Source organism: Stutzerimonas sp. C6.4V (assembly GCF_058536345.1).
On record NZ_JBZUBM010000002.1, the window covers coordinates 1,142,815 to 1,169,221 of the forward strand.

General features: G+C 62.2%; 20 protein-coding genes. 11 read left to right on the top strand and 9 right to left on the bottom strand.

Features of this window, described 5'->3' with window-relative positions:
* Window positions 1-67 precede the first annotated feature (67 nt).
* The gene (locus AC4LFW_RS21065; RefSeq protein WP_491821809.1) at window positions 68-1,111 is read right to left on the bottom strand and encodes an NAD(P)H-dependent flavin oxidoreductase; all 1,044 of its coding nucleotides are present in this window, start codon (window positions 1,109-1,111) and stop codon (window positions 68-70) included.
* A gap of 141 nt (window positions 1,112-1,252) precedes the next feature.
* Between AC4LFW_RS21065 and AC4LFW_RS21070 the strand changes: the two genes are divergently transcribed.
* A complete protein-coding gene (locus AC4LFW_RS21070; RefSeq protein WP_491821811.1) occupies window positions 1,253-2,098 on the top strand; it encodes a 23S rRNA (adenine(2030)-N(6))-methyltransferase RlmJ in 846 nt (281 codons plus the stop codon).
* Window positions 2,099-2,684: 586 nt separating this feature from the next.
* Here the strand turns inward: AC4LFW_RS21070 and AC4LFW_RS21075 are convergent.
* Together AC4LFW_RS21075 and AC4LFW_RS21080 are read right to left on the bottom strand one after the other, a co-directional pair.
* The gene (locus tag AC4LFW_RS21075) at window positions 2,685-3,659 is read right to left on the bottom strand and encodes a serine/threonine protein kinase (protein WP_491821813.1); all 975 of its coding nucleotides are present in this window, start codon (window positions 3,657-3,659) and stop codon (window positions 2,685-2,687) included.
* 68 nt (window positions 3,660-3,727) lie between these two features.
* A complete protein-coding gene (locus tag AC4LFW_RS21080) occupies window positions 3,728-4,435 on the bottom strand; it encodes a phosphoribosyltransferase family protein (RefSeq protein ID WP_491821815.1) in 708 nt (235 codons plus the stop codon).
* Window positions 4,436-4,529: 94 nt separating this feature from the next.
* On the opposite strand from AC4LFW_RS21080, the gene bioB reads away from it, so the two are divergent.
* The 5 genes from bioB to bioD all read left to right on the top strand — a co-directional run bounded on the left by bioB (window position 4,530) and on the right by bioD (window position 9,080).
* Complete coding sequence (bioB, locus tag AC4LFW_RS21085; RefSeq protein WP_491821817.1) at window positions 4,530-5,582, top strand: biotin synthase BioB; 1,053 nt, start codon at window positions 4,530-4,532, stop codon at window positions 5,580-5,582.
* An 86-nt stretch (window positions 5,583-5,668) separates the two neighbouring features.
* Entirely contained in the window at window positions 5,669-6,850 is a 1,182-nt protein-coding gene (gene bioF, locus AC4LFW_RS21090) for an 8-amino-7-oxononanoate synthase (RefSeq protein ID WP_491821819.1), read from the top strand.
* On the top strand, window positions 6,843-7,565 hold the full coding sequence (locus AC4LFW_RS21095) for an alpha/beta fold hydrolase (protein WP_491821821.1): 723 nt from the start codon (window positions 6,843-6,845) through the stop codon (window positions 7,563-7,565). The genes bioF and AC4LFW_RS21095 overlap by 8 nt, the downstream gene beginning before the upstream one ends.
* Window positions 7,562-8,380, top strand: coding sequence for a malonyl-ACP O-methyltransferase BioC (bioC, locus tag AC4LFW_RS21100; protein WP_491821823.1), 819 nt, complete (start codon window positions 7,562-7,564; stop codon window positions 8,378-8,380). Before AC4LFW_RS21095 ends, bioC begins: the two co-directional genes overlap by 4 nt.
* A gap of 1 nt (window position 8,381) precedes the next feature.
* Window positions 8,382-9,080, top strand: a complete 699-nt coding sequence (gene bioD / locus AC4LFW_RS21105; RefSeq protein ID WP_491821825.1) for a dethiobiotin synthase — start codon at window positions 8,382-8,384, stop codon at window positions 9,078-9,080.
* On the opposite strand, the gene AC4LFW_RS21110 is transcribed toward bioD, so the two are convergent.
* Together AC4LFW_RS21110 and AC4LFW_RS21115 are read right to left on the bottom strand one after the other, a co-directional pair.
* Window positions 9,070-10,239, bottom strand: a complete 1,170-nt coding sequence (locus AC4LFW_RS21110) for a zinc-dependent alcohol dehydrogenase (protein ID WP_491821827.1) — start codon at window positions 10,237-10,239, stop codon at window positions 9,070-9,072. The genes bioD and AC4LFW_RS21110 overlap by 11 nt on opposite strands.
* The gene (locus AC4LFW_RS21115) at window positions 10,239-11,027 is read right to left on the bottom strand and encodes an SRPBCC family protein (protein ID WP_491821829.1); all 789 of its coding nucleotides are present in this window, start codon (window positions 11,025-11,027) and stop codon (window positions 10,239-10,241) included. Before AC4LFW_RS21115 ends, AC4LFW_RS21110 begins: the two co-directional genes overlap by 1 nt.
* Before the next feature lie 197 nt (window positions 11,028-11,224).
* On the opposite strand from AC4LFW_RS21115, the gene AC4LFW_RS21120 reads away from it, so the two are divergent.
* The 4 genes from AC4LFW_RS21120 (at window position 11,225) to AC4LFW_RS21135 (ending at window position 16,989) form a co-directional block, all read left to right on the top strand.
* Window positions 11,225-11,482 carry a hypothetical protein gene (locus AC4LFW_RS21120; protein ID WP_491821831.1) on the top strand — a complete coding sequence of 86 codons (258 nt, stop codon included), beginning with the start codon at window positions 11,225-11,227 and terminating at the stop codon, window positions 11,480-11,482.
* 236 nt (window positions 11,483-11,718) lie between these two features.
* Window positions 11,719-13,524, top strand: coding sequence for a phenylacyl-CoA dehydrogenase (locus AC4LFW_RS21125; protein WP_491821833.1), 1,806 nt, complete (start codon window positions 11,719-11,721; stop codon window positions 13,522-13,524).
* A 126-nt stretch (window positions 13,525-13,650) separates the two neighbouring features.
* Window positions 13,651-14,958: a GGDEF domain-containing protein gene (locus AC4LFW_RS21130; protein ID WP_491821835.1), complete on the top strand. Its 1,308-nt coding sequence runs from the start codon at window positions 13,651-13,653 to the stop codon at window positions 14,956-14,958.
* A gap of 252 nt (window positions 14,959-15,210) precedes the next feature.
* Window positions 15,211-16,989 (top strand): acyl-CoA dehydrogenase C-terminal domain-containing protein, encoded by a 1,779-nt coding sequence (locus AC4LFW_RS21135; protein ID WP_491821837.1) that lies wholly within the window; start codon window positions 15,211-15,213, stop codon window positions 16,987-16,989.
* A gap of 513 nt (window positions 16,990-17,502) precedes the next feature.
* Here AC4LFW_RS21135 and msrA read toward each other — a convergent pair.
* Window positions 17,503-18,153, bottom strand: coding sequence for a peptide-methionine (S)-S-oxide reductase MsrA (msrA, locus tag AC4LFW_RS21140; protein WP_491821839.1), 651 nt, complete (start codon window positions 18,151-18,153; stop codon window positions 17,503-17,505).
* A gap of 96 nt (window positions 18,154-18,249) precedes the next feature.
* Complete coding sequence (locus AC4LFW_RS21145) at window positions 18,250-20,925, bottom strand: putative bifunctional diguanylate cyclase/phosphodiesterase (RefSeq protein ID WP_491821841.1); 2,676 nt, start codon at window positions 20,923-20,925, stop codon at window positions 18,250-18,252.
* Window positions 20,926-21,035: 110 nt separating this feature from the next.
* On the opposite strand from AC4LFW_RS21145, the gene AC4LFW_RS21150 reads away from it, so the two are divergent.
* Entirely contained in the window at window positions 21,036-21,563 is a 528-nt protein-coding gene (locus AC4LFW_RS21150) for a hypothetical protein (protein WP_491821843.1), read from the top strand.
* 107 nt (window positions 21,564-21,670) lie between these two features.
* On the opposite strand, the gene aceF is transcribed toward AC4LFW_RS21150, so the two are convergent.
* Both aceF and aceE read right to left on the bottom strand, forming a co-directional pair.
* A complete protein-coding gene (aceF, locus tag AC4LFW_RS21155) occupies window positions 21,671-23,668 on the bottom strand; it encodes a dihydrolipoyllysine-residue acetyltransferase (RefSeq protein ID WP_491821845.1) in 1,998 nt (665 codons plus the stop codon).
* A gap of 24 nt (window positions 23,669-23,692) precedes the next feature.
* Complete coding sequence (gene aceE / locus AC4LFW_RS21160; RefSeq protein ID WP_491821847.1) at window positions 23,693-26,338, bottom strand: pyruvate dehydrogenase (acetyl-transferring), homodimeric type; 2,646 nt, start codon at window positions 26,336-26,338, stop codon at window positions 23,693-23,695.
* Between the last annotated feature and the right edge of the window lie 69 nt (window positions 26,339-26,407).

The window sequence follows — 26,407 nt, forward strand, 5'->3', positions numbered from 1 at the left end:
GTCTACGCCTTGCGCGGCGCCAGTCGAGACCGGTGCCGACGCTTGGCGTGCGCTCGATTTTGCTCGTTCAGCCTTGCCATCCGATGGCCAGCGCCTGGGTCAATTGTGCAGCTGGAATGGCTTGGCAGCCGCTGACGTTCTGTCCCGCCCATAGTGGCGAGAAGTGGTTGATCCTTTCTGGCTCGGCACTGCTGCGCAGGCTGGCGATGGCGTTGCCGGCCAGAGGGAAGGCCGGCACCTCTGCGGGCCTGGGGCCCAGCTCGCGCATGAGCCGATTGACGATGCCGCGGGCAGGGCGGCCCGAGAACAAGGTCGTCAGCAAGGTGTGCTCTGCGGCCGGACTTTGCAGCGCTTGGCGGTGCAATGGGCTGGCGCGGCTCTCATCACATAGCAAGTAAGCGGTGCCAACCTGCACGCCGGCTGCGCCGAGGGCTTTAGCAGCGGCGACACCAGAGGCGTCGGCGATGCCACCGGCGGCGATCACCGGGATATCCAGCGCACCCACCAGCTGCGGCAATAAAGCAAAGGTGCCGACCTGGCCGTCGATATCGTCGTTGAGAAACATGCCGCGGTGGCCTCCCGCTTCCAGGCCCTGAGCGATCACCGCATCGACACCCTGCGCCTGCAGCCAGCGGCCTTCTTCAAGGGTTGTAGCGCTGGAGAGGATACTGGCGCCGGTGGCCCTCACGCGTTGCAGAAGCTGCGGGTCGGGCAAGCCAAAGTGAAAGCTGACGACCGCAGGACGGTGCCGCTCCAGCACCTCGGCCATTGCCGTGTCGAAAGGCTTGCGGGTCGCGCCGGTGGGAATGCTGGCGGGGTCGATCCCATGCTCCTCAAGATATGGTGCCAGCAGCATCAGCCAGGCCTGATTGCGTGCGGCGTCCTGAGCTGGCGGCTTGTGGCAAAAGAAGTTGAGGTTGTAGGGCTTGGCCGTCAGCGCGGCCATGGCAGTCAGCTCGACGTCCAGCGTCTCGGCGTTGAGTATGCCGGCCGGAATCGATCCCAGCCCGCCGGCCCCGGACACCGCGGCGGCGAGTTGATGGTTCTGCGAGCCGGCCATCGGCGCCTGGATGATGGGTAGGGCGATCTGGAAGAGGTCTCGAATGTCCATCAAAGCGTCCTGGTTGGCTGGCGGGTAGACACTGTAGCAGCCACCTGTCGACGTTATGCATCCTTGGCCGCCATGCATTTCGTCCAGCCCCTGCGAATCCTGGCCGGCGCAGTTAGACTGTGCGCTCTTCAGGAGTGCCCGATGAACTACCGCCACGCTTTTCACGCCGGCAATCACGCCGACGTCTTCAAACACCTCGTCTTGTCCCGCCTGTTTGCCATGCTCGCCCGCAAAGAGGCGCCGTTCGCCTATCTCGACAGCCATGCCGGCGTCGGCCTGTATGACCTGGCGGGCGACCAGGCCAGCCGCACCGGCGAATGGCTGCAAGGCATTGCGCGCCTGTGGCAGGCCGGGGGCGTCCCGGCAATGGCCGAGAACTACCTGAATGTAATCCGCGCGCTCAATCCCGACGGAGAACTGCGTTATTACCCCGGCTCTCCGGAGCTGGCGCGACAGCTGACGCGCCCGCAGGATCGCCTGCAGCTCAACGAGAAACACCCCGAAGACGGCCGTCTGCTGAAGGACAATATGGCCGGCGATCGACGTGTTGCGGTGCATCTGGGCGAGGGGTGGCATGTGCCCCGGGCCTTGATGCCGACTCAAGAAAAACGCGTCGTATTGCTGGTCGATCCACCGTTCGAAAAGGCTGACGAACTGAGCCGGTGCGTTCAGGCGTTGAGCGAGGCGTTGGGGCGCATGCGCCAGACCATCAGCGTGATCTGGTATCCGATCAAGGATGAGCGCCAGCTCAAGCGCTTCTACCAGGACCTGTCACGTAGCGGTGCGCCAAAGCTGCTGCGAGCCGAGCTGTTCGTTCACCCCACCGATGATGCACTGCGGCTCAATGGCTCGGGTCTTGCGATCAGCAATCCGCCGTGGGGGCTGGAGGAAGAACTGCGCGAGCTACTGCCCTGGCTGGCAGAGCTGCTCGGGCAGAGCGAGGGTGGCTGGCGGTTGGACTGGTTGGTTGAAGAGAAGCAGCTGTAAGACGGAAGCAGGAAGCCTGAAGCAGGAAGCCTCCAGCCTCCAGCCTCCAGCGGCGCAGGGGTGATGTCGGTTTTTACACCTACTGAGACTCCGCCCGGTGGGTCGGTGAAGCGTGACCCACCCTACATGAGCTTCCAGCTTCCAGCTTCCAGCTTCCAGCTTTGGTTGGTTGGTTGGTTGGTTGAAGAGCGTAAAGCCGAATAAAGCGCTGGAGGCTTGAAGGCTGGACGAGGCTCGTAGGGTGGATGTCGCTTTTTACATCCACCGTGCATGGTTTGGTGGGGCGCCATCCGGTGGGCCGCCACCTGATTGGAACGCCACCTGGTGGATCGGTGAAGCGTGATCCACACTACGAAACTTCCAGCTTTGGTTGGTTGAAGAGCGTAAAGCCGAATAAAGCCCTGGAGGCTTGAAGGCTGGACGAGGCTCGTAGGGTGGATGTCGCTTTTTACATCCACCGTGCATCGTTTGGTAGGGCGCCGCCCGGTGGGTCGCCACCTGATTGGAACGCCACCCGGTGGATCGGTGAAGCGTGATCCACCCTACGAAACCATCCAGCTTCCAGCTTTCAGCTTCCAGCTTTCAGCTAGAACAGCTTCAACGGCTCTTCCTGCAGCGCGGACATTTGCTCGCGCAGGATCAGCACCTGATCGCCCCAGTAGCGCTCGCTGCCAAACCACGGGAAGCTCATCGGGAAGGCCGGGTCGTCCCAGCGGCGGGCCAGCCAGGCGCTGTAGTGCATCAGTCGCAGGGCACGAAGCGCTTCGATCAGTGGCAGTTCGCGCGGGGCGAAGTCGTGGAATTCGCTGTAGCCGTCCACCAGCTCGGACAGCTGCCCGAGGCGCTCATGACGTTCTCCGGCAAGCATCATCCAGATGTCCTGCACCGACGGCCCCATCCGGCAATCGTCCAGATCCACCAGGTGAAAGGCGTCGTCACGGGCCAGGATATTGCCGGGATGGCAGTCGCCATGCAGGCGGATCGGTTGGTAGTCGGTGTTGGCAAATACATCATCGACGCGCTTCAGTAGATCACGAGCCACCGACTCGTAAGCAGGCAGCAGGCTCTTCGGCACGAAACCGCCTTCAAGCAGAGTCGCCAGCGATTCATGGCCGAAATGCTGCGCATTGAGTGTTTCGCGATGCTCGAACGGGCGGCTGGCGCTGACCGCATGCATGCGTCCCAGCAGCTGGCCGAGCCGGTAGAGCTGATCGAGGTTGCCCGGCTCGGGCGCACGACCGCCGCGGCGAGGAAAGAGCGCGAAGCGAAAACCGCTGTGTTCGAACAGCGTCCTGCCGTCGCGTTCGAATGGCGCCACCACGGGAATCTCGCGATCCGCCAGCTCCCGGGTGAACTGATGCTCCTCGAGAATGGCTTCGTTGCTCCAGCGACCCGGGCGATAGAACTTCGCCACGATGGGCGTCTCGTCCTCGATGCCGACCTGGTAGACGCGATTTTCGTAACTGTTCAGCGCCAGCACGCGGGCATCGCTGATGAAGCCGGCGCTTTCCACCGCATCGAGCACAAGATCAGGCGTGAGTGTGTCGAAGGGGTGGCTCATGGTCGGCTCCGTAAAAGGGTCGGCCAGTGTATTGCACTGGCGGGTTTACACAACCGCGGCTCCGCCGCCTAGTCGCCCGGCTTTGGCGTACGCGCCAGGCAATAGATATCGACCCTCACCGCGCCTGCGCGTTTCAACAGGCGCGCCAGGGCCTCGGCAGTGGCGCCAGTGGTAAGTACATCGTCGATGACCGCGACGTGGCGACCCCGGACCTGCACCTCGTCGGACAGGGCGAAGGCCTGGCGCAGATTACGGCGTCGGGCAGCGGCATCCAGTTCCTGTTGGGACTGGGTGTCCTGGACACGTTGCAGCAGATCGGCCCGGACGCCGATGTCAAGCGCCGGGCGCAGCCAGTCGGCAAGCATCTGCGCCTGGTTGAAGCCGCGCTGGCGCAGTCGCCTGGGTGCCAGCGGGACCGGCAGGAGCATGTCGGGTCGCGGTAGGCCTTCATCGAACGCATACAGCAGGTGGCGTGCCATCTGCTCGGCCAGCAGCCTGCCAGACGGCCATTGCGCTTGATGCTTGAAGCGGCTGATCAAGGTATCGACAGGAAAGGCGAAGCGCCATGGCACAGCCACCTGATCGAAGGCGGGCGGTCGCTTCTGGCATTCACCGCAGGTCAGGTGGGACATCGGCAGGGGCAGTGCGCAAACGCTGCACTGCTCGCGAAGCCACGGCAACTCGGCCTCGCAGGCTCCGCATATGGATTGACCCGTTTCGCAACGCTCGTCACACAGCGCACAGTAATGCTCAAATTTCAGCCAATTGTTGACCATGATTCCTTTCCAGGTTGACAGCGTCTCGGCCTTGGCTAACCATTTCGCATCCGTGCCAGGCTGCCGAGCCGCTTTTTAATTACAAGGATTGCCCATGAGCGCTACCGCCGCTTCCGTTACCCGTCACGACTGGAGTCTCGCCGAGGTCAAGGCGCTCTTCGAGCAACCCTTCAATGACCTGATCTTTCAGGCTCAGGCCGTACACCGCCAGCATTTCGATGCCAACCGTGTGCAGGTCTCTACCCTGCTGTCGATCAAGACCGGCGCCTGCCCGGAAGACTGCAAGTACTGCCCGCAGTCAGGGCATTACAACACCGGTCTCGATAAAGAAAAGTTGATGGAAGTGCAGAAAGTGCTCGAAGCCGCCGCCGAAGCCAAAGCCATCGGCTCGACGCGCTTCTGCATGGGCGCCGCCTGGAAGCACCCGTCCGCCAAGGACATGCCCTACGTGCTGAAGATGGTCGAGGGCGTAAAGGCCCTGGGCCTGGAAACCTGCATGACCCTCGGCAAGCTCGATCAGGAGCAGACCAAGGCACTGGCCGCGGCGGGGCTGGATTACTACAACCACAACCTCGATACCTCGCCGGAGTTCTACGGCAACATCATCACCACGCGCACCTACGCCGACCGGCTGGAGACGCTGAGCTACGTTCGCGACGCCGGCATGAAGATCTGCTCTGGCGGCATTCTCGGCATGGGCGAGTCGCTGAACGACCGTGCCGGCCTGCTGATCCAGTTGGCCAACCTGCCCGAGCACCCCGAGTCGGTGCCGATCAACATGCTGGTCAAGGTCAAGGGCACGCCCCTGGCCGAAGAGCAGGACGTCGATCCGTTCGACTTCATCCGCATGCTCGCCGTGGCGCGCATCATGATGCCGAAATCCCATGTGCGCCTGTCCGCCGGCCGCGAGCAGATGAACGAGCAGATGCAGGCCCTGGCCTTCCTTGCCGGTGCCAACTCGATCTTCTACGGCGAGAAGCTCCTGACCACTGGCAACCCGCAAGCAGACAAGGACATGCTGCTGTTCCAGCGCCTGGGCATCAAGCCCGAAGCGCGCGAGGAGCACGACGATGAGGTTCACCAGGCGGCGATCGAGCAGGCCCTGGTCGAACAGCGGGATTCCAAGCTGTTCTATTCGGCTGTCTGACGACGGCGAGCTGGAAGCCTGAAGCCGGAAGCTTGAAGCGATTCGGCGGTGCTTCCAGCTTCCAGCTTCCAGCTTCGAGCTTCCCTATGCCCTTCGACCTGCACTCCCGTCTCGCCGAGCGCCGCGCCGCGCACCTCTATCGTCAGCGCCCACTGCTGGAAACGCCCCAGCGACCGGATGTCAGGGTCGACGGCGAGGCGCTGCTGGCGTTCTGTTCCAATGATTATCTCGGGCTCGCCAGTCACCCCGAGGTCGTCAGGGCCATGCAGCAGGGTGCCGAACGCTGGGGGGTTGGTGGCGGCGCTTCGCATCTGGTGATGGGCCACAGCACGCCACATCACCAGCTCGAGGAAGCACTGGCCGAATTCACCGGGCGTCCTCGGGCCTTGTTGTTCTCCACTGGCTACATGGCCAATCTGGCGGCCGTCACCGCGCTGGTAGGGCAGGGCGACACGGTGCTGGAAGACCGGATCAACCACGCTTCCCTGCTCGACGCCGGGCTGCTCAGCGGCGCACGCTTTTCGCGCTATCTGCATAACGATGCCGATAGCCTGGCCAAGCGGCTGGACAAGGCCACCGGCGATACGTTGGTGGTCACCGACGGTGTGTTCAGCATGGATGGAGATCTGGCAGACCTGCCAGCCCTGTGCGCCACCGCCCGCTCCCGTGATGCCTGGGTGATGGTCGACGACGCCCACGGCTTCGGCCCGTTGGGCAAGACTGGGGGCGGCATCGTCGAGCACTTCGGCTTGGGCGTGGATGACGTGCCAGTCCTGGTCGGCACGCTCGGCAAGGCCTTCGGTACCGCCGGGGCCTTCGTAGCGGGCAGCGAGGAACTGATCGAGACGCTGATCCAGTTCGCCCGCCCGTACATCTATACGACCAGCCAGCCACCGGCGGTCGCCTGTGCAACGCTGAAAAGCCTCGAGCTGCTGCGCAGCGAGAGCTGGCGACGCGATCACCTGAACCGGCTGATCGGCCGCTTCCGACAGGGCGCCGCCGAGATCGGCCTGAGGCTGATGGACAGCCCGACGCCGATCCAGCCGATTCTGGTCGGCAGCAGCGAGCGCGCCCTGAAACTCTCTGCGGCGCTGCGTGAGCGTGGGATTCTCGTGGGCGCCATTCGCCCTCCGACGGTTCCGGCCGGCAGTGCGCGTCTGCGCGTGACCTTCAGCGCGTCGCATACCGAGGCGCAGGTGGAACGACTGCTGGATATCCTGGCCGAATGCTGGAATCGATTGGCCGAGGAGCCAGAAACGCATGCGTGATCAGCTGATATTGCTGCCCGGTTGGGCGTTTGGCCCGGCTGCTTTGCAGCCTTTGTGCGAGGCGCTGGCCGAACTCGTGCCGGATCTCGACGTGGTCGTCGAACCTCTGCCGGAACTGGCTGACGCCGGCGCCTGGCTCGATGAACTGGATCGTCGCCTGCCGCATGACAGCTGGCTCGGCGGGTGGTCTTTGGGCGGCATGCTGGCTACCCAGCTGGCGGCGCGGCGCGTCGATACCTGTCGGGGGCTGATCACTATCGCCAGCAATCCTTGCTTCCGTGCGCGCCCGCAATGGCCTGAAGCGATGGCTGCGGAAATCTTCGATGCCTTTCACGAGGCGTTCCGCCTGGACCCCGACGAAACCCTCAAGCGCTTTCGTCTGCTCTGCAGCCGGGGTGGGTATGATCCGCGGACCCTGGCGCGCCAGCTGGAAGTCAGCCGATCGGCGTCCGCACCTGCAGTGCTGAGCGCAGGCCTTCAACTGCTGGCCGAGCTAGATGGCCGCAGCGCCTTGCATGGCTACTTTGGTCCCCAGCTACATCTGTTTGCCGGTAGCGATGCGCTGGTCCCGGCCGCGGCTCTCGATGCGCTGCGGCGCTGGATGCCGGGCATCGAAGCCGAGCTGGTGACTGGTGCGAGCCACGCACTGCCGCTCGAGCGAGCCGATGACGTGGCGTCGACGATAGCCGCCTTTATCAGGGGCAACGTGGAATGAGCGATGCGGTCAAGGTCGAGGCGCCCAGCGCAAAGAACGAGCTGCCCGACAAGCGTCTGGTTGCCGCCTCGTTTTCCCGCGCTGCCGCCAGCTACGACGCCGTTGCCGAATTGCAGCGAGCGGTGGGCGGCGCCTTGATCGAATACCTGCCCGGTGACCTGCAACCTGAGCGATGGCTGGATCTGGGTAGCGGCACCGGCTATTTCTCGCGGGTGCTGGCGAACCGGTTCCCGGCCGGCAGTGGCGTCGCGCTGGATATTGCCGAAGGCATGCTGCGACATGCCCGTGCCCAGGGCGGAGCATCTTCGTTCGTTGCCGGGGACGCCGAGTGCCTGCCGGCGCGCGACGGGGCGTTCGACCTGATCTTTTCCAGCCTCGCGTTGCAATGGTGCGACGATTTTTCCGCGGTGCTCAGCGAGGCGAAGCGCGTGTTGCGACCGGGTGGCGTGCTGGCCTTCAGCAGCCTGTGCAAGGGTACGCTGCAAGAGCTGCGTGCCAGCTGGGTAACCGTGGATGGCTTTGCCCACGTCAACCGCTTTCGCCCCATCGAGGTGTATCAACAGCTGTGCGCTGCCAGTGGCTTGCGTCTGGGGCGGCTGGAGGTCCGGCCAGAGGTCCTGCATTTTTCAGAGCTGCGCCAGCTGACCCATGAACTCAAGGCACTTGGTGCGCACAATCTCAACCCCGGCCGCCCGGGCGGGCTGACCGGAAGGGCGAGAATCCGCGCCCTGGTTGAGGCCTACGAGCGATATCGCACGCCGAATGGGCTGCCTGCGACCTACCAGGTCCTGTACGGCGTACTTCACAAGGATTGATATGACGGCTGCTTTTTTCGTCACCGGAACTGACACTGAAGTCGGCAAGACCACCATCGCCGCGGCGTTGCTGCACGCAGCGCGGCTGAAGGGGCTCAGCACGGCGGCGGCAAAGCCTGTTGCGTCCGGGTGTGAGAAGACGGCCGAAGGGTTGCGCAACAGCGACGCCCTGGCGCTGCTGGAGGAATGCTCGCTGTCGATGCGCTACGGGCAGGTCAACCCGTTCGCCTTCGAGCCGGCCATAGCCCCGCATCTGGCTGCGCGTGAAGCGGGCGTCGAGCTGAGTGTCGCGAGATTGCTTCAGCCAGCGCGTGACATGCTGGGGTTCGGAGCGGATTTCTCCCTGGTGGAAGGGGCAGGTGGCTGGCGAGTGCCGCTCACTGGCAGAGAAAACCTGTCGGACCTCGCCGTGCAGCTGGGCCTGCCGGTGATTCTGGTGGTCGGGGTGCGCCTGGGGTGCATCAACCATGCGCTGCTCAGCGCCGAAGCGATCGAGCGCGATGGGCTGCAACTGGCCGGCTGGGTCGCCAATATTGTCGAGCCGGAGACCTCGCGGCTGCAGGAAAACCTCGAAACCTTGAGCGAGCGTCTCGCGGCGCCCTGCCTCGGCCAGGTGCCGCGACTGCAGACAGCAAGCCCGGCCGAGGTGGCGAGCTATCTCGATCTCGCCCCGCTCAAGGTTCTGCCGCTCAAGGCTTGAACACAGCGCGCATGCACTGCTCGGTCTTGTGCTTGAACAGCTTGTACCCCTCCGGTGATTGCTCCAGATCCATCGGGTGCGTCAGCAGATAGGACGGGTCCATCTCGCCATCCAGAATGTGCTGGAAGATGCGCTCGGCGTAGCGCTGCCCTGGTTGCTGGCCGGATCGCAACGTCAGCGCCTTGTTGACGATGGCGCCCATGGGGAATTTATCCATCAGGCCGCCGTACACGCCCAGTACCGACACGGTGCCGGCCTTGCGGCAGGAGTGGATGGCCTGGCGCAGCGCAACGCCACGCTCGGTATGCAGCCGCAGCTGCTGCTTGACCTTGTCGTAAGCGTGCTCGATGCCGGTGCCATGGGCCTCCATGCCGACGGCATCGATGCAACGGTCCGGGCCGCGTCCGCCAGTGAACTCCAGCAGCGCCTCGTGCACATCGGTGGTTTCATAGTTGATGGTGATCGCGCCGGCTTTCTGCTCGGCAAGCGCCAGACGATCGGTGAAACGATCGATGGCGATGACGCGTTCAGCCCCCATCAGGTAGGCGCTGCGAATCGCCATCTGACCAACCCCGCCGCAGCCCCACACCGCCACGGTATCGCCGCGCTGGATGTCGGCCTGGTCTGCACCGAAATACCCCGTCGGCACAGCGTCGGAGACAAACACGGCCTGCTCGTCGCTGACACCTTCCGGCACCTTGAACAGGTTCACTTCAGCGTAGGGCACGCGGATATAGGTAGCGTGGCTGCCGGCATAACCGCCAAAGGCGTGGCTGTAACCAAAGATGCCTGAGCAGGTGTAGCCATAGGCGAGCTCGGTTTCCGCGCTGTTGGGGTTGGAGTTGTCGCAGCAATTGAAGTCTTTGGCCTTGCAGTGGCTGCATTCACCGCAACCGATGATGGAGATGGCGATGACGCGATCGCCCTTGCTGAAGCGCGTCACCGCTGACCCGGTTTCCACTACCTCGCCAAGAAACTCGTGGCCGAGGATGTCGCCGGGATGCATGGTCGGCACGTAGCCATCGACCAGATGCAGATCGGAGCCGCAGACCGAGGACATGATGACCTTGAGGATCACGTCCTTCGGGTTGACGATTTCCGGGTCCGGTACGGTGTCGACTTGCAGCATGTTCGGGCCTTGCCAGGTCAGTGCGCGCATTATCGAGCCTCCCCGGTCGCAGCGATGCCGGTGTGCTTGTCGGCCGGTTCGCGGTTCACCTGGCCGGTCGAGATCTCTCCGGTTTCCATCAACTGTTTGAAGCGGCGCAGGTTCTGCTCGGCCTTGAAGCCCGTGAACGTGCTGACGCCACGGGCCAGCGCATAACCCAACTGACCGCCTGGCACTTCATGGGCCACTACCGCCTGGATTTCAGTGCCGCTGCCGTTGGGGGCATCACGGAAGGTCACCCAGCCCAGATTGCGCACCGGAGCGGTGGGCTCGGACATCCAGGCCAGGCGTTCCCCGGGTATGTCCTCGGTGACGTAGGTATCCCACTCGATGGGCTTATCCAGCATCGGTACTCGCGCGACCCAGTGGGCATGGTGATCGTCCCGCGCTTCGACGCGCTCGATGAACTCCATGAAGGTCGGCATGTTGCTGAAGTCACGCCAGTAACGGTAAACCTCCTCGCGCGGCCTGTTTACCGTGATGCTCTTGGATAACGCTCGGGCACGCCCCCAGTGGTGCTCGTCCGCCACCTGGTTTTCATAGAGCGTTGGCGACAGGGCGCGCTTGGCGTTGCATTGCCCTGACCCCCCGCGAGCGATGGCCATGCCCCCGGCTGCCAGCTCCAACAGGCCGAAAACACCGCCTTTGCGAAGTCCGCGTGCCACCAGCCATCCGCCCATAAAGCCCGAGAACAGGCGTTCGACGCCATTAAGGTTGGGAACGCCGGGTTTAGCTGAAGCGCTGCGCATGGAAAGAAGGGGCGGCTGCGAGGGGTTCATGGCGATCCTCCGGTTGGGTATTGGTGAACAGCTGACTGCATCTCGATCGGTCTCGTTCCAAGGCTTTTCGACACGGCGATGAACGCGCTCCGGTCATTCCTTGCAATGAAGGCGCCTTCGTTATAGCGACGTGAACTGGCGCCAGCGGGACGGCTCTGCTTCAATGATGGCCAGGTGATCATCGCAGGAGTCCAACCATGCAGATCAACAGCAGTCTCCTGTCCGCTGGCCTCGGTGCCTACCAGGCCGGACAGCAACGAGTCGATCATTCCGGCGCAGCCATAGCGGGCCGCACCTTGCCGGCAGCTGAAACCTCCCAGGCGGTGGCCGATTCGGTCGAGCTGACCGAGCAGCTCGTACAGATGAAGGTGGGCGAGCATCAGGCCAACGCAGGCGTCCGCCTGCTGCAGACGGCTGACGAAGTGCTTGGCACGCTGATCAACACCAAAGCCTGACCCTAACCGGCCGTCCTGGCCGGCTGAGGCTCCCGTCATGGGCAGCCATTCATACCTATAGTTACCGAGGCGCCGACGAATGGCGTCACGGGCGCTGCTTGACATCGATCAGGCCTAAACGTATGTTTCAAACGCCTGTTTGACCTGCCGGGGCAAAGCCGGATGGTCCATTCCAAATCAAGCGTGGCTGAGCTGTCGGCCACCTGAATCAAGAACCCACCGCTGAGGTTTACGCTATGCCTGACTACAAGGCCCCCTTGCGCGATATCCGCTTTGTACGTGATGAATTGCTCGGCTACGAAGCGCACTATCAGAGCCTTCCGGGGTGTGAAGACGCCACTCCGGACATGGTCAATGCCATCCTCGACGAAGGCGCCAAATTCTGTGAGCAGGTCATCGCGCCGCTGAACCGTGTGGGTGACATCGAAGGCTGCACCTGGAGCGAAAGCGGCGTGAAGACGCCGACCGGCTTCAAGGAAGCCTACCAGCAGTTCGTCGAAGGAGGCTGGCCGAGCCTGGCCCATGACGTCGAGCACGGCGGCCAGGGCCTGCCGGAATCGCTGGGCCTGGCCATCAGCGAAATGATCGGTGAAGCCAACTGGTCCTGGGGCATGTACCCCGGCCTGTCGCACGGCGCGATGAATACCTTGCACGCGCACGGCACCCCCGAGCAGCAGCAGGCCTATCTGACCAAACTGGTCTCTGGCGAGTGGACCGGCACCATGTGCCTGACCGAACCGCATTGCGGTACCGACCTGGGCATGCTGCGCACCAAGGCCGAGCCTCAGGCCGATGGCAGCTACAAGGTATCCGGTACCAAGATCTTCATCTCCGCGGGTGAACACGACATGGCCGATAACATCGTCCATATCGTTCTGGCTCGTCTGCCCGATGCGCCGGCTGGCACCAAGGGCATCTCCCTGTTCATCGTGCCGAAATTCCTGCCGAACGCCGAAGGCGGCGTGGGCGAGCGCAATGGCGTGTCTTGTGGCTCCCTGGAACACAAGATGGGTATCCACGGCAACGCCACTTGCGTGATGAACTTCGATGGCGCCACTGGCTTCCTGATCGGCCCGCCCAACAAGGGCCTGAACTGCATGTTCACCTTCATGAACACGGCGCGTCTGGGTACTGCGCTGCAGGGCCTGGCACACGCTGAAATCGGCTTCCAAGGTGGCATCAGGTATGCGCGTGAGCGTCTGCAGATGCGTTCGCTGACCGGTCCGAAGGCGCCTGAAAAGGCTGCTGACCCGATCATCGTGCATCCGGACGTGCGCCGCATGCTGCTGACCATGAAGGCTTTTGCCGAAGGCAACCGGGCGATGATGTATTTCGCTGCCAAGCAGGTCGATATCGCCCAGCGCAGCAAGGATGAAGCCGAGCGCAAAGCGGCTGATTCGATGCTGGCCTTCCTTACTCCGATCGCCAAGGCGTTCATGACCGAAGTCGGTTTCGAGGCGGCCAACCACGGCGTGCAAATCTATGGCGGCCATGGCTTCATCGCCGAGTGGGGCATGGAGCAGAACGTTCGCGACAGCCGTATTTCCTGCCTGTACGAGGGCACCACCGGTATCCAGGCGCTGGACCTGTTGGGCCGCAAGGTGCTGATGACTCAGGGCGAGGCGTTGAAAGGCTTCACCAAGGTCGTGCACAAGTTCTGCCAGGCCAACGAAGGCAACGAGGCGGTCAAGCAGTTCGTCGAGCCGCTGGCCAAGCTGAACAAGGAGTGGGGCGACCTGACCATGAAGGTCGGCATGGCCGCGATGAAAAACCGCGAAGAAGTGGGCGCCGCTTCGGTGGATTACCTGATGTATTGCGGTTACGCCTGCCTGGCCTACTTCTGGGCGGACATGGCGCGCCTGGCGTCGGAAAAGATCGCTGCTGGTGAAGACGCCGACGGTTTCTACACCGCAAAAGTGCAGACCGCACGCTTCTATTTCCAGCGCATCCTGCCGCGTACCCGCACTCACGTCGAAGCCATGCTATCGGGGGCTGACAACCTGATGGACATGGATGAGGCTCATTTCGAGCTGGCCTACTGAGGTCGTCGTCATGAAAAACCGCTGCTCTGGCAGCGGTTTTTTTTAGGCTTCCTGCGCGCTTCGGTGTGAATACCTGAGCGAGTGCAGGCAAAATGCCTGCTTTTCTGCGGCCGAACCGGAGCCGTCGTGCATCGCCTGAATCCTGCACGCTTGAGCCACTTCTATGCGCCTTTGGCTTTATTGGCCGGCGGGCTGGCGGCTGCACGGCAGCCGAGCCTGAGCGAGTTCTTCATCTCGCTGTTCAACGTATTGCCCACGGTACTGCTCCTGCTCGGCGGGGCTTTTTGCATCGCCTATGCGCGGGTGCGTGAGACCTTTCTGCTGCTGGTGGTCTACCTCGTCTATTTCCTGCTCGATACCCAGGTCGATCACTTCCGGCTCACGGGCGCGCCGTTGCCGGAGGCCGCATTGACCTTTCATCTCTGTAGCCTGTTAGTGCCTGCTTTGTATGGGCTGTTCGCCCTCTGGCATGAGCGCGCGCACCTGGTGCAGGATGCCCTGGCACGCCTCGCCGTGCTGTTTGCCGTGTCGGTATCCGCGTTCGCCCTGGCCCGACGATTCCCCGACTCGATGCTTGATTGGCTGGCTGAGGTCCGCTGGCCGTCTTTGCAGGCAGATTGGCTGCAGCTCATCCAGCTGGCTTACCCGGTATTCCTGATCGCACTTCTGGGGTTGTTGGCGCAGTACCTGAGACGCCCGCGCCCGGTGCACGCCGCGCAGCTGGCGGCATTGACAGGGCTGCTGCTGATGCTGCCACAGGTGTTCAGTCGTCCGGGGGCGCTCAATATCATGAGCAGCTTGATAATGCTGATGCTGGTGGTCTCGATTGCTCAGGAGGCTTATCAGATGGCCTTTCGTGACGAGCTGACCGGGCTTCCGGGGCGCCGCGCCTTGAACGAACGGCTGCAGCGCCTGGGACGCCAATATGTGATCGCCATGGCCGACGTGGATCGCTTCAAGGCCTTCAACGACACCCATGGGCATGATGTCGGCGATGAGGTGCTGCGCCTAGTCGCGAGCCGGCTGCGCAAGGTCGGTGGCGGTGGCCGTGCCTATCGCTATGGTGGGGAAGAGTTTGCGTTGGTTTTCCCTGGGCGTGACCTGGAACACTGCTTGCCGTATCTGGAGGCGGTGCGCGAGGCTGTCGCGAGTTATCCGCTGCGGTTGCGTGACAAGTCCAGCCGGCCAAAGGATGCGGATCAGGGGCGGCAGCGCCGCGGTATTGCTTCGGCAGCCACGGTCTCCGTGACCATCAGCATCGGCGTTGCCGAGCGACTGATGACCCAGCGCAGCCCCGAGGAGGTGATCAAAAAAGCCGATCAGGCGCTCTATAGCGCCAAAGGCGCGGGGCGCAACTGCATCCGTTCGGATGGTGACAACCGGCGCGGTGCGGTGCGTACCGGCCGGCGCACGGCTGCTGGAGCCGAGAGGTAGTGCAGGCGCTTCGTTTCCTCGCAACACAATGAGCTGCCAGGGCAGCGCCAAAGCGCACCGGGACACAACAGCGCAGGGCGCCTCGCGCAGTTACGCCTCATGGATGCGGCCGGCAATTTCGCATGACCGTACTGTCGCAACGAGAACCGGGAAGTCATTTAAAGACGCTTCGGGCGTCGCTCAGTCTTCCGTTAGACTCCGGCAACTGCTACGGCCAGGTGGCCGGGTGACACGTTTTGCGAGGTCTTTTTCATGGCTGACTACAAAGCACCGCTGCGCGACATGCGTTTCGTCCTGAACGAAGTCTTCGACGCCCCGAAGCTCTGGCAGACGTTGCCAGCGCTGGCAGAAGTCGTGGATGCCGAAACCGCCGAAGCGATTCTGGAGGAGGCGGGCAAGATCACCGCCAATACCATCGCACCGCTCAATCGCAGCGGTGACGAAGAAGGTTGTCACTGGAAGGATGGGATGGTCTCGACCCCAGCGGGTTATCCGCAAGCCTATCGGCTCTACGCCGAGGGAGGCTGGGTAGGTGTAGGCGGCGATCCGGCTTATGGTGGCATGGGCATGCCCAAAGCGATTTCGGCCCAGGTGGAGGAAATGATGAACTCCGCCAGCTTGGCGTTCGGCCTGTATCCGATGCTGACCTCAGGCGCTTGCCTGTCGATCTATGCCCATGCCAGCGAAGAGCTGAAGCAGAAATACCTGCCGAGCATGTATGCCGGTGCCTGGTCCGGTTCCATGTGCCTGACCGAGCCTCACGCCGGCACCGATCTGGGCATCATTCGCACCAAGGCCGAGCCACAAGCCGATGGTTCCTACAAGGTCAGCGGCACCAAGATTTTCATCACCGGTGGCGAACACGACCTCACCGAAAACATCATCCATCTGGTACTGGCGAAGCTGCCAGACGCACCAGCCGGTTCGCGCGGCATCTCGCTGTTTCTGGTGCCCAAGGTGATGGTCAACGAGGACGGCAGCCTGGGCGAGCGCAACAGCCTGAGCTGCGGCTCCATCGAGCACAAGATGGGCATCCAGGCCTCGGCCACCTGTGTCATGAACTTCGACGCCGCCACCGGCTGGATGGTCGGTGAGCCGAACAAGGGGCTGGCCGCGATGTTCACCATGATGAACTACGAGCGTCTGGGCGTCGGTATCCAGGGGCTATCGACCGGCGAGCGCTCCTATCAGAGCGCCATCGAGTACGCCCGTGAGCGCATCCAGAGCCGCGCGCCGACCGGGCCGGTGGCGCAGGACAAGGCAGCCGATCCGATCATCGTGCATCCCGATGTGCGCCGGATGCTGCTGACCATGAAAGCACTGAACGAAGGCGGTCGCGCCTTCTCCAGTTACGTGGCCCTGCAATTGGACATCGCCAAGTTCAGCGACGATGCCGAAGCCCGTCAGCGTGCCGAGGCTCAGGTGGCGTTGCTGACACCGGTCGCCAAGGCCTTCCTCACCGATATGGGTCTGGAAACAACGGTGCATGGGCAGCAGGTGTTCGGTGGTCACGGCTTCATTCGCGAGTGGGGGCAGGAGCAACTGGTACGCGACTGTCGGATCACCCAGATATATGAGGGTACCAACGGCATTCAGGCGCTGGATCTGCTGGGACGTAAAGTCGTTGGCAGTGGAGGCGAGCTGTACAACACCTTTATCGGGGAGATACGCAGCTATTGCGCCAGCGCAGCTCCAGAACTCGGCGAGTTCATCAAACCCCTCATTGCGGCGCTCGATAACCTCGATGACCTGACCGCATTCGTCTTGGCCGAGGCCAGAAACAACCCCAACGAAATCGGCGCGGCCTCCGTCGAGTACCTGCATGTATTCGGTTACACGGCCTATGCCTACATGTGGGCAAGAATGGCGGAAGCGGCCCTGGGTAAAGAAAGCCAGGACGACTTCTATGCAAGCAAGCTCGGCACCGCTCGGTTCTATTTTGCGCGCCTCCTGCCACGCATCCATTCATTGAGTGCGTCGGTCAAGGCCGGTAGCGAATCCCTTTACCTGCTCGATGCGCGACAGTTCTGATGCAGGATTAACCATGCAGGCACATTGAAACTATATCGCCATACCTTGGGAACAACGCGCCACTACGCAAGTCATAGCACTGCTACCTTTGTAATCCATTGCTTACAAGGCTGAGCCACGGACGGTCAGCTGTAAGCGATGGATTACAAGGCGTGGCGCAGTTGGCTACTACAGGCTTGCCAAGCCGCTCGGTAGTCTCTGCGTTATGGACGTCGCGTAGGGAAGCGCAGCAAAAGATAGGGATGCCCACGGAGCGACGCCAGGACGGCGCCTATCACGGATGTCAGGATTCAGTCTGCAAAGGCCCTGCCACGCAGGCCGTATGAAGACGTAGCGAGCAAAGTCAGGCCACGACAAAACCAGCCAAGGGGCGCAGTCTGCAGGCAGCAGATGAGCCCGTTAACGGTTTAGCTCAGCTTGACCGCGCACGGCGGATTCATCACGGCCTGTTCGGCAGGGTTTTCTTTTCGGGTGCCTTCGATCTGGTCGCGGCAGTGGAAGGTCGGTCCTGGCCTACCGCGCTGGCATGCAGACACCCGTACCGCCCAGGCCACAATAGCCTCCTGGGTTCTTTGCCAGATACTGCTGATGGTATGCCTCTGCATAGTAGAAGGCGGGAGCCGCATCTATTTCCGTAGTGATCGCTCCAAGCCCCTGCTTGTTCAGCTCCGCCTGGAAACGGATTTCGCTGTCTCGGGCCTGTTTAAGCTGCCCATCATCCAGGCAATAGATCGCCGATCGGTACTGGGTGCCGGTATCGTTGCCCTGGCGCATGCCTTGGGTGGGGTTGTGGGATTCCCAGAACAGCTTCAACAGCGCCTCGTAAGAGATCACCTGCGGGTCAAACACAACCAGCACGGCTTCGGTATGTCCGGTCAGGCCGGAGCAGACTTCCTCGTAGGTTGGGTTGGGTGTATGACCTCCGGCGTAGCCTGCCGCGGTCGTCCATACGCCGCGTTGCTCCCAGAATCGTCGCTCCGCTCCCCAGAAGCAGCCCATGGCAAAAACCGCCTGCTGCAAGTTTGCAGGGAAAGGCGGCTTCAAGGGGTTGCCGTTGACATAGTGAGCGTTCGGCACCGGAACAGGCGTGGCGCGGCCAGGCAGAGCCTGCTCTGCATCGGGGAGCGCCTGTTTATGGACGAGAATCTGGGAGCGCAGGGTCATGGTTGCTTCCTCGGGCCTGATGGTCTTGGTTATTCGATACCAAGGTTAACAGCTGAGCAGGCCCTGGCGTTCTATCCCTGCCGAGTGGAAGACGTATCAAACCCAGCGCTGATAGCGGCGCAGCGAGGTGATTAGCTGGCCGCTCGGGATAGGTTTGTCGAACAGGTAGCCCTGCCCGATATCGCAGCGATGGTGGCGCAAGAATGCCAGTTGCTCGCTGGTCTCGATCCCCTCGGCGACCACTTTGAGTCGCAGGTTGCGGGCCATGGCGATCACCGCGGACGTGATCTCCATGTCGTCCTGGTTGCCCGGAATATCCTTGATGAAGCTCCGGTCGATCTTGATGACATCGATGGGAAATTTCTTCAGGTAGCTCAGCGACGAGTAGCCTGTGCCAAAATCGTCCATCGCCAGTGTCACGCCAAGTGACTTGAGGCCGATGAGCTGCTGACGCGTTTCCTCTGTGGCTTCGAGCAGCAGGCTTTCGGTCAGTTCCAGTTCCAGCAGTTCGGTTGGCAGCTGCTCCTCGGCTAGAACGGCTGCGATCGAGCCGACCAGGTCGGGGTCGGAGAACTGCTTGGGTGACAGGTTGATCGCCATCTGGGGCGTGCCCAGGCCAAGCGCAGAGAGCTGTACGCCCATTCGGCAGGCCTCGCGCGCCACCCATTTACCGATCGGGATGATCAACCCGGTTTCTTCGGCAACGCTGATGAACTGGTCCGGGCGGATCATGCCCTTTTCCGGATGGTGCCAACGCAAGAGTGCTTCCAGCCCCTGCAATCGGCCGGTGCGCAGGCATAGCTTGGGTTGGTAGTACACCTCAAGTTCATTCTGCACCAGCGCTCGGCGCAGGTTGTTTTCCACGAACAGCTTGTAGTTGGCTTCGGCATGCAACTGCTCGGTGAAGACCTGTACCTGGTTCTTGCCGTTGGCCTTCGCCTTGTGCAACGCCTGTCCCGCGTGCTTCATGAGCGTTTCCGGATCGCGTCCGTGCATCGGTGCACAGGCCAGCCCCAGCGAACCGCTGACGCTGATCAGCTGCTTGTCGACAAACAGGGGCTTGTCGAGAATGCGCAGTACCTGGTTGGCCAGGCGCTGCCCGCCCTCCAGATCCATGTCGTCGAGTAACAGGGCGAATTCATTGCTGGCGAAGCGGGCCAGCACGCTGTCGCGGTTGAGGCTGTTGCGTAACCTGCGCGCCAGGCTGATGAGGAGCTTGTCACCGGTCTGGTGCCCAAGGCTGTCATTGATCCGCTTGAAATTGTCGATGTCCACCAGCAACAGGCACAGCCGTGGATGCTTGTCCCTGCTGAATCGCTCCTCAATGCTGCGAATGAAGAACGGACGGTTGCCCAGGTTGGTCAGGTTGTCCGTATAGGCCAGCCGCTCGATGTGCTGTTGGGCTTGCTTGGCATGGGTGACGTCTTCGTAGATGCCGATGTAATGCGTCAGCTCGCCGCTCTCACCGAACACCTTGGAGATCGACAGCTGACCCCAGTAGGGCTCCAGATTCTTGCGTCGGCTCCGAAACTCGCCCTGCCAGCTATTGCCCTGTGCCAACGCCGACGAGGTGTCGAACAGCAGCTCGCTGAGATTTTCCAGCGCAGTGAGGTCGGCCAGTCGGCGACCGCGAACCTCGTCGGCGGTGAACTGGGTGATGGCGGTGAAGCTGGGGTTGACGTAATCGATCGTGCCGTTCCGGTCGACAAGGATGAAGGCACTGGCGCTCTGTTCTACGGCGCGCTGGAACAGGTGCAGCGTGTGTGTCGCGCTGACGCGCTGTTGATGGGCCAATACCTGGGCATACTGATCAGCCAGTTCGCCCGCAAAAGCGATTTCGTCGGTATGCCAGGTCCGGGCACCGTCGGAGTGCTCGAGACAAAGTACGCCTATCACTTCCCCACCCACGCGAATGGTGGCGTCAAGAATGGATGTCACACCCCTTGGCTTGAAAAAATCTTGCACCAGTTCTTGGGTGCGAGAATCCTCGCTCACGTTGCGCACATCGATCACGCGGCCGCTGTGCAGCGCCTCCACGTAGCGAGGACAGGCGGACAGGTCCAGCGCGCGAGGATATTCCAGGCCGCCTTTGTCTCGACAATAGGCTGCAATGGCGACCAGTTGGTCACCATCGAGGTGCCAGATCGAGGCTCGGGCGATTCCATAGGCATCGCTGGCGGCCTGGGTGATCAGCTGCGCGGCTTCGAGCTGCGGGTTGGCAGAACCATAGCGATGGCGGGCCAGGCGCACGATCAGGCTCTGCTGGGCACGGGAGCGAATCAGGTGCTCCAGATGTTCGTCCTGAGCTTGCTGGTAATACTCAAGTGAAGAGCGCAGCTTTGCATTTTGCGATTCCAGCGCAGGTGAAGCTCCCGGCGAATGGGGCTCGGCGATCAGGAAGCCTCTAACCAGTTCCCGGCCATACTGTTGACAGAGCTCGCCGATCTCCAGCATGTCCAGCGGCCCGTTACCCGTGTGTAGGCAATAACGAACCGCGTAATGGCCCTGGCTCGCCAGCTGCGCTTGCACGACGTCATGGAGACGAAGCCGAACCTGAGGTTCCATGAGGCTGGCATAGGGCGAATCGATCAGGGAGCAGAGGTCATGGGCGGGCTGGCCCAGGTAGCGTTCACAGGCAGGGTCCAGGTAGAGGAATGCCCAGCTGGATTCATTCAAACGCTCGAAGCGCAACATGCCTAGCCGTGAGGGCACTGGCAACTGCGTCACAACCTCGGTCGCCATTCGGTTGGCGGCATCGGCATGTATTTTCATCGAGCGGTTTGCTTCCAGTATGCTGCGACAGTCACTTGGCTAGCCGCAGCGCAGACGCCTTTCGGGGCGAGACGGTGGCTAAATAATATTAATTACTGCAAGGGTGCATCATGCAGCAGGGACTGACAAGTCAGCTTACAAAGTTACTGTTGATAGCCTTTCTGTCCATTGCCAGCGGCCAGTTGCAAGCCTCTGAGACAAGTGCTTTGGACTCCAGCGAATCGACCCGATATCTGGGCAGGCTCAAAAGTCTCTATCTGACTTCGGATGAACGAAATGCCCTGCTCGCCCATGCCAACGCCTTGCTTGACACCTATGCGTTGCGGGCTGCTTATCAAATCGGCCAGGCCAAGCCTGAGGACCTTCAGTACCAACTCGGGCTGGGTGCGCCTGGTGAATTGCGCATTCGGGAAGAGCGGCGTGATGCATCCGGCAATGTAGCGGTGAGCAATCGAAGCTTTTCCGTATTCGGGATGGACCCCTATATCCAGTACCAATGCCCGGCGCAGGGCATGGTGTGCGTATTCAGCAGCTCGGCTGGAGGGGACGCCTGGCTGACCATCCTGCGTGACCCCAGCGGCGCGGAAGAGCTGGCAAAGGCCCTGTCGTACCTGTTTCGCGACTTGCAGAAGGGATAAGTTGCCGCAGAAGCCGACAAGCCCCAGGCTTCGAGGAGGCTTGAGGCTTGAGGCTTGAAGCTTCGCCAAGGCCCTGCCTGACGGCAAGGCCTTGCGGTATCAAACGATCACAGCAGCATCGTTCGGATATCCGCCAACAGCTCGGACAAGCGTTTGGTAAAGCGAGCTGCCGCAGCGCCGTTGATGACACGGTGATCATAAGACAGCGACAGCGGCAGCATCAGGCGAGGCTGGAAGGCCTTGCCGTCCCAGACCGGCTGCATGGTCGCCTTGGAGACGCCCAGGATCGCCACTTCCGGCGCGTTGACGATCGGCGTGAAGCCGGTGCCGCCAATGTGACCGAGACTGGAAATAGTGAAGCAGGCGCCCTGCATCGCGTCCGGGGACAGCTTCTTGGTGCGGGCCTTCTCGGCCAGCTCCGCGGCTTCCCCCGCCAATTGCAGCAGACTTTTCTGATCGACGTTCTTGATGACCGGTACCAGCAAGCCGTCCGGGGTATCCACGGCGAAGCCGATATGAACGTACTTCTTGCGAATCACTGCCTTGCCGCTTGGCGCCAGCGAGGCATTGAACTCCGGCAGTTCCTTGAGCAGATGCGCACAGGCCTTGAGTAGCAGCGGCAGTACGGTCAGCTTGACGCCAGCCTTTTCAGCAACAGCCTTTTGCGCTACGCGGAAGGCTTCCAGCTCGGTGATGTCGGATGACTCGAACTGGGTCACGTGCGGCACGTTGAGCCAGCTACGATGAAGGTTGGCGGCGCCGACCTGCATCAGGCGGGTCATCGGCACTTCTTCGATTTCGCCGAACTTGCTGAAGTCGACTTCCGGAACCGACGGAATACCCGAACCGCCAGCAGCACCTGAAGCTGGCGCCTGCTTGGCTTTCTGCATCATGTTCTTGACGTAGGCCTGGACGTCTTCCTTGAGAATCCGTCCCTTCGGGCCTGTGCCCTGAACATCGGCCAGCTCGACACCGAACTCGCGTGCCGTCATGCGCACCGCGGGCCCGGCGTGCACCTTGGTACCTGCCTTGCTCGGTCCGCTTACCGCAGGAGCGGGAGTCGCCGACACCTTTGCTTCCGGCACGCCCTGTTTGTTGGGCGCTACAGCGGTCTGTTGCGATTCGGCTTCCTGCGGCTTGGGCTCGGCCTTCTTCGCTGGGGCTGCGCCTGCCACTTTCAGCGTCAGGATCAAATCGCCGGTCTTGGCTTCGTCGCCCACCTTGATCGACAACGACTCCACCACGCCCGCCTTGGGGGCCGGGATCTCCATGCTGGCCTTGTCGGACTCCAAGGTGATCAACGACTGATCAGCTTCAACGCTGTCGCCGGCCTTGACCATCACTTCGATGACATTGGCGCTGCCGCTGGAACCGATGTCCGGGATGCGAACTTCTTCAACCGACTCGCCGCCGGTCTCGGCGGGTGCCTCGGCGGCCTGCTCGGTGAGCTTTTCCTTCGGCTGGCTTTGCGGCGCGCTGCTGGCTGCAGCCGATTTGCCTGTTGCCGCACCCTTGAGAATCAGGATCAGATCGCCGGTGCCGACCTCGTCGCCAACCTTGACGGAGATGCTTTCGACCACGCCGGCGGCGGGAGAGGGGATCTCCATGCTGGCCTTGTCGGATTCCAGGGTGATCAGCGCCTGCTCGGCGGCAATGGTGTCGCCCGCTTTGACGGAAATCTCGATGACGCTGGCTTTGCCAGAGGAGCCGATGTCCGGCACCTTGATCTCCTGCGATTCACCTTCTGCGGCGGAGGCCGAGGGGTTGTCATCGCCCGGAGGCGTAGGCGCTTCAGCTTCGTCGGCTGGGCCGCCGGTTGCTGCGCCAGCGGGCTCGGCGGCGGATTCTCCCGGTGCCTCGCTGGTCTGGCCTTCCTCGCTTTCCAGCTCCAGCAGCTCGTCACCTTCCTTCAGGCGGTCGCCCAGCTTGACCTTCAAGGCCTTCACCACGCCAGCCTTGGGCGCCGGGATTTCCATGCTGGCCTTGTCGGACTCGAGCGTCAGGATGCTCTGGTCGGCGTCAATGCGATCACCGACCTTGACGAACAACTCGATTACTTCACCCTCACCGCTGCCGATGTCGGGTACGCGTATGGTTTCACTCACAATAGGTTCTCCTGTGCGCACGCATCAGCAATCCAGCGGATTGCGCTTCTCGGGGTCGATACCGAACTCGGTGATGGCATTGGCCACGACCGTGCGTTCGATGGCGCCGCGATCGGCGAGTGCCTGCAGGGCGGCAACGGCGACCCAGCGACGATCGACTTCGAAGAAGTCACGCAGCTTGGCGCGCGAGTCGCTGCGGCCGAAGCCGTCTGTACCCAGTACCTGGTATTCGCGCGATGGGACCCACTGGCGAATCTGATCGGCAAACAGCTTCATGTAGTCCGTTGAGGCCACGACGGGGCCTTCACGTCCATTCAGGCACTGCTCGACATAGCTCTTGCGCGGCTCTTCGGTCGGATGCAGACGGTTCCAGCGGTCCACGGCCAGGCCGTCGCGACGCAGTTCGTTGAAGCTGGTGACGCTCCAGACGTCAGCGCCCACGCCCATCTTGGCGAGGATATCCACCGCGGCGCGCACTTCACGCAGGATGGTGCCCGAGCCCAGCAGCTGTACGCGGTGCTTGAAGTCGCCCTTGGCTTCCTCGAGCAGGTACATGCCTTTGATGATGCCTTCTTCGACACCCTGCGGCATGGCGGGCTGCTGGTAGTTCTCGTTCATCACGGTGATGTAGTAGTAGACGCTCTTCTGCAGCTCCATCATTTCGTGCATGCCGTGATGCATGATCACCGCCAGCTCGTAGCCGTAGGTGGGGTCATAGCTGCGGCAGTTGGGGATGGTGCTGGCGAGGATATGGCTGTGGCCGTCCTCGTGCTGCAGGCCTTCGCCGTTCAGGGTGGTGCGACCGGAGGTGCCGCCCAAGAGGAAGCCGCGAGTCTGGGCATCGCCAGCCGCCCAGGCCAGGTCGCCGATGCGCTGGAAGCCGAACATCGAATAGAAGATGTAGACCGGTAGCATTGGCTGGTTGTAGTTGCTGTAGGCGGTACCGGCAGCGATGAACGAGGAGAATGCGCCGGCTTCGTTCAGGCCTTCCTGCAGGATCTGGCCGTCCTTTTCCTCGCGGTAGTACATCACCTGGTCGCGATCGACCGGCTCGTACAGCTGCCCCACCGGGGAGTAGATACCCAGCTGGCGGAACATGCCTTCCATACCGAAGGTGCGCGCCTCGTCAGCAAGGATCGGCACGATGCGCTTGCCAAGGTCCTTGTCCTTGACCAGCTGCGAGAGAATCCGACCGAACGCCATGGTGGTGGAAATCTCGCGATCCCCGGAGCCGTCGAGCACGGCCTTGAGCGTGTCCAGCGGCGGCGTCGGGATGCTGAAGCTCTTCGGCCGGCGCTGCGGCAGCGAGCCGCCGAGTTTCTCGCGGCACTTGCGCAGGTAGCGCATCTCCGCGCTGTCTTCGGCCGGGCGGTAGAACGGCAGCTCTTCAAGCTGCGAATCGTTGACCGGGATGTCGAAGCGGTCGCGGAATTTCTTCAGGCTGTCGATATCGACTTTCTTGGTGTTGTGGGCGATGTTCTTCGCTTCACCGGCACCCGTGCCGTAGCCCTTGATGGTCTTGGCCAGGATGACAGTTGGCTGCCCCTTGTGGTTGACCGCCTGGTGATAGGCCGCATAGACCTTGTACGGATCGTGGCCGCCACGGTTGAGCTTCCAGACTTCTTCGTCGGACATCTTCTCTACGCGCTTGAGCAGCTCGGGATCGGCGCCAAAGAAATGCTTGCGTACGTAAGCGCCGTCCTTGGCCTTGTAGTTCTGGTATTCCCCGTCGATCGCCTGATCCATGCGGCGCTGCATGCGACCGTCTTCGTCGGCGGCGAACAGCGGATCCCACAGGCGACCCCAGACGACCTTGTTAACGTTCCAGTTGGCGCCTTTGAACACGCCTTCCAGTTCCTGGATGATCTTGCTGTTGCCGCGAACCGGGCCGTCCAGGCGCTGCAGGTTGCAGTTGATGACGAACACCAGGTTGTCGAGGTTCTCGCGGCCGGCCAGGGAAATGGCGCCGAGGGTTTCCGGCTCGTCGCACTCGCCGTCGCCGATGAAGCACCAGACGCGCTGCTTGCCCTTCGGGATGAAGCCGCGGTTTTCCAGGTACTTCATGAAGCGCGCCTGGTAGATCGCGGTGATCGGGCCGAGGCCCATGGATACCGTCGGGAACTGCCAGAAGTCCGGCATCAGGTGCGGGTGCGGGTAGCTGGACAGGCCGTGGCCATCGACTTCCTGACGGAAGTTGAGCATCTGGTCTTCGCTCAGGCGGCCTTCGAGGAAGGCGCGGGCGTAGATGCCGGGGGAGGCATGGCCTTGATAGTAGATCAGGTCACCGCCGTGTTCTTCCGTTGGCGCCTGGAAGAAGTAGTTGAAACCGATGTCGTATAGCGTGGCGCTGGAGGCGAAGGTGGAGATGTGGCCACCCAGGTCCGGGTCCTTCAGGTTCGCGCGCATCACCATCGCTAGTGCGTTCCAGCGGACCAGGGAGCGGATACGCCGCTCCATGAACAGGTCGCCGGGCATCTTGGCTTCGCGGGTGACGGGGATGGTGTTGCGGTAGGGCGTGGTGATGCCATACGGCAGCGGCGTGCCACTGCGGGTGGCCAGCTCTCCCATCCGGGTCATCAGATAGTGGGCGCGGTCTTCACCTTCGCGGTCGAGAACTGACTCGAGGGCGTCCAGCCATTCCTGGGTTTCGACGGGATCGAGATCTTGCATGGCTTGCTCCAGGGCGGAAAGGCTTCCAGAATCGGTTGCCTGCTTCGCTGCCGGCTTTGTGGGCCGGTG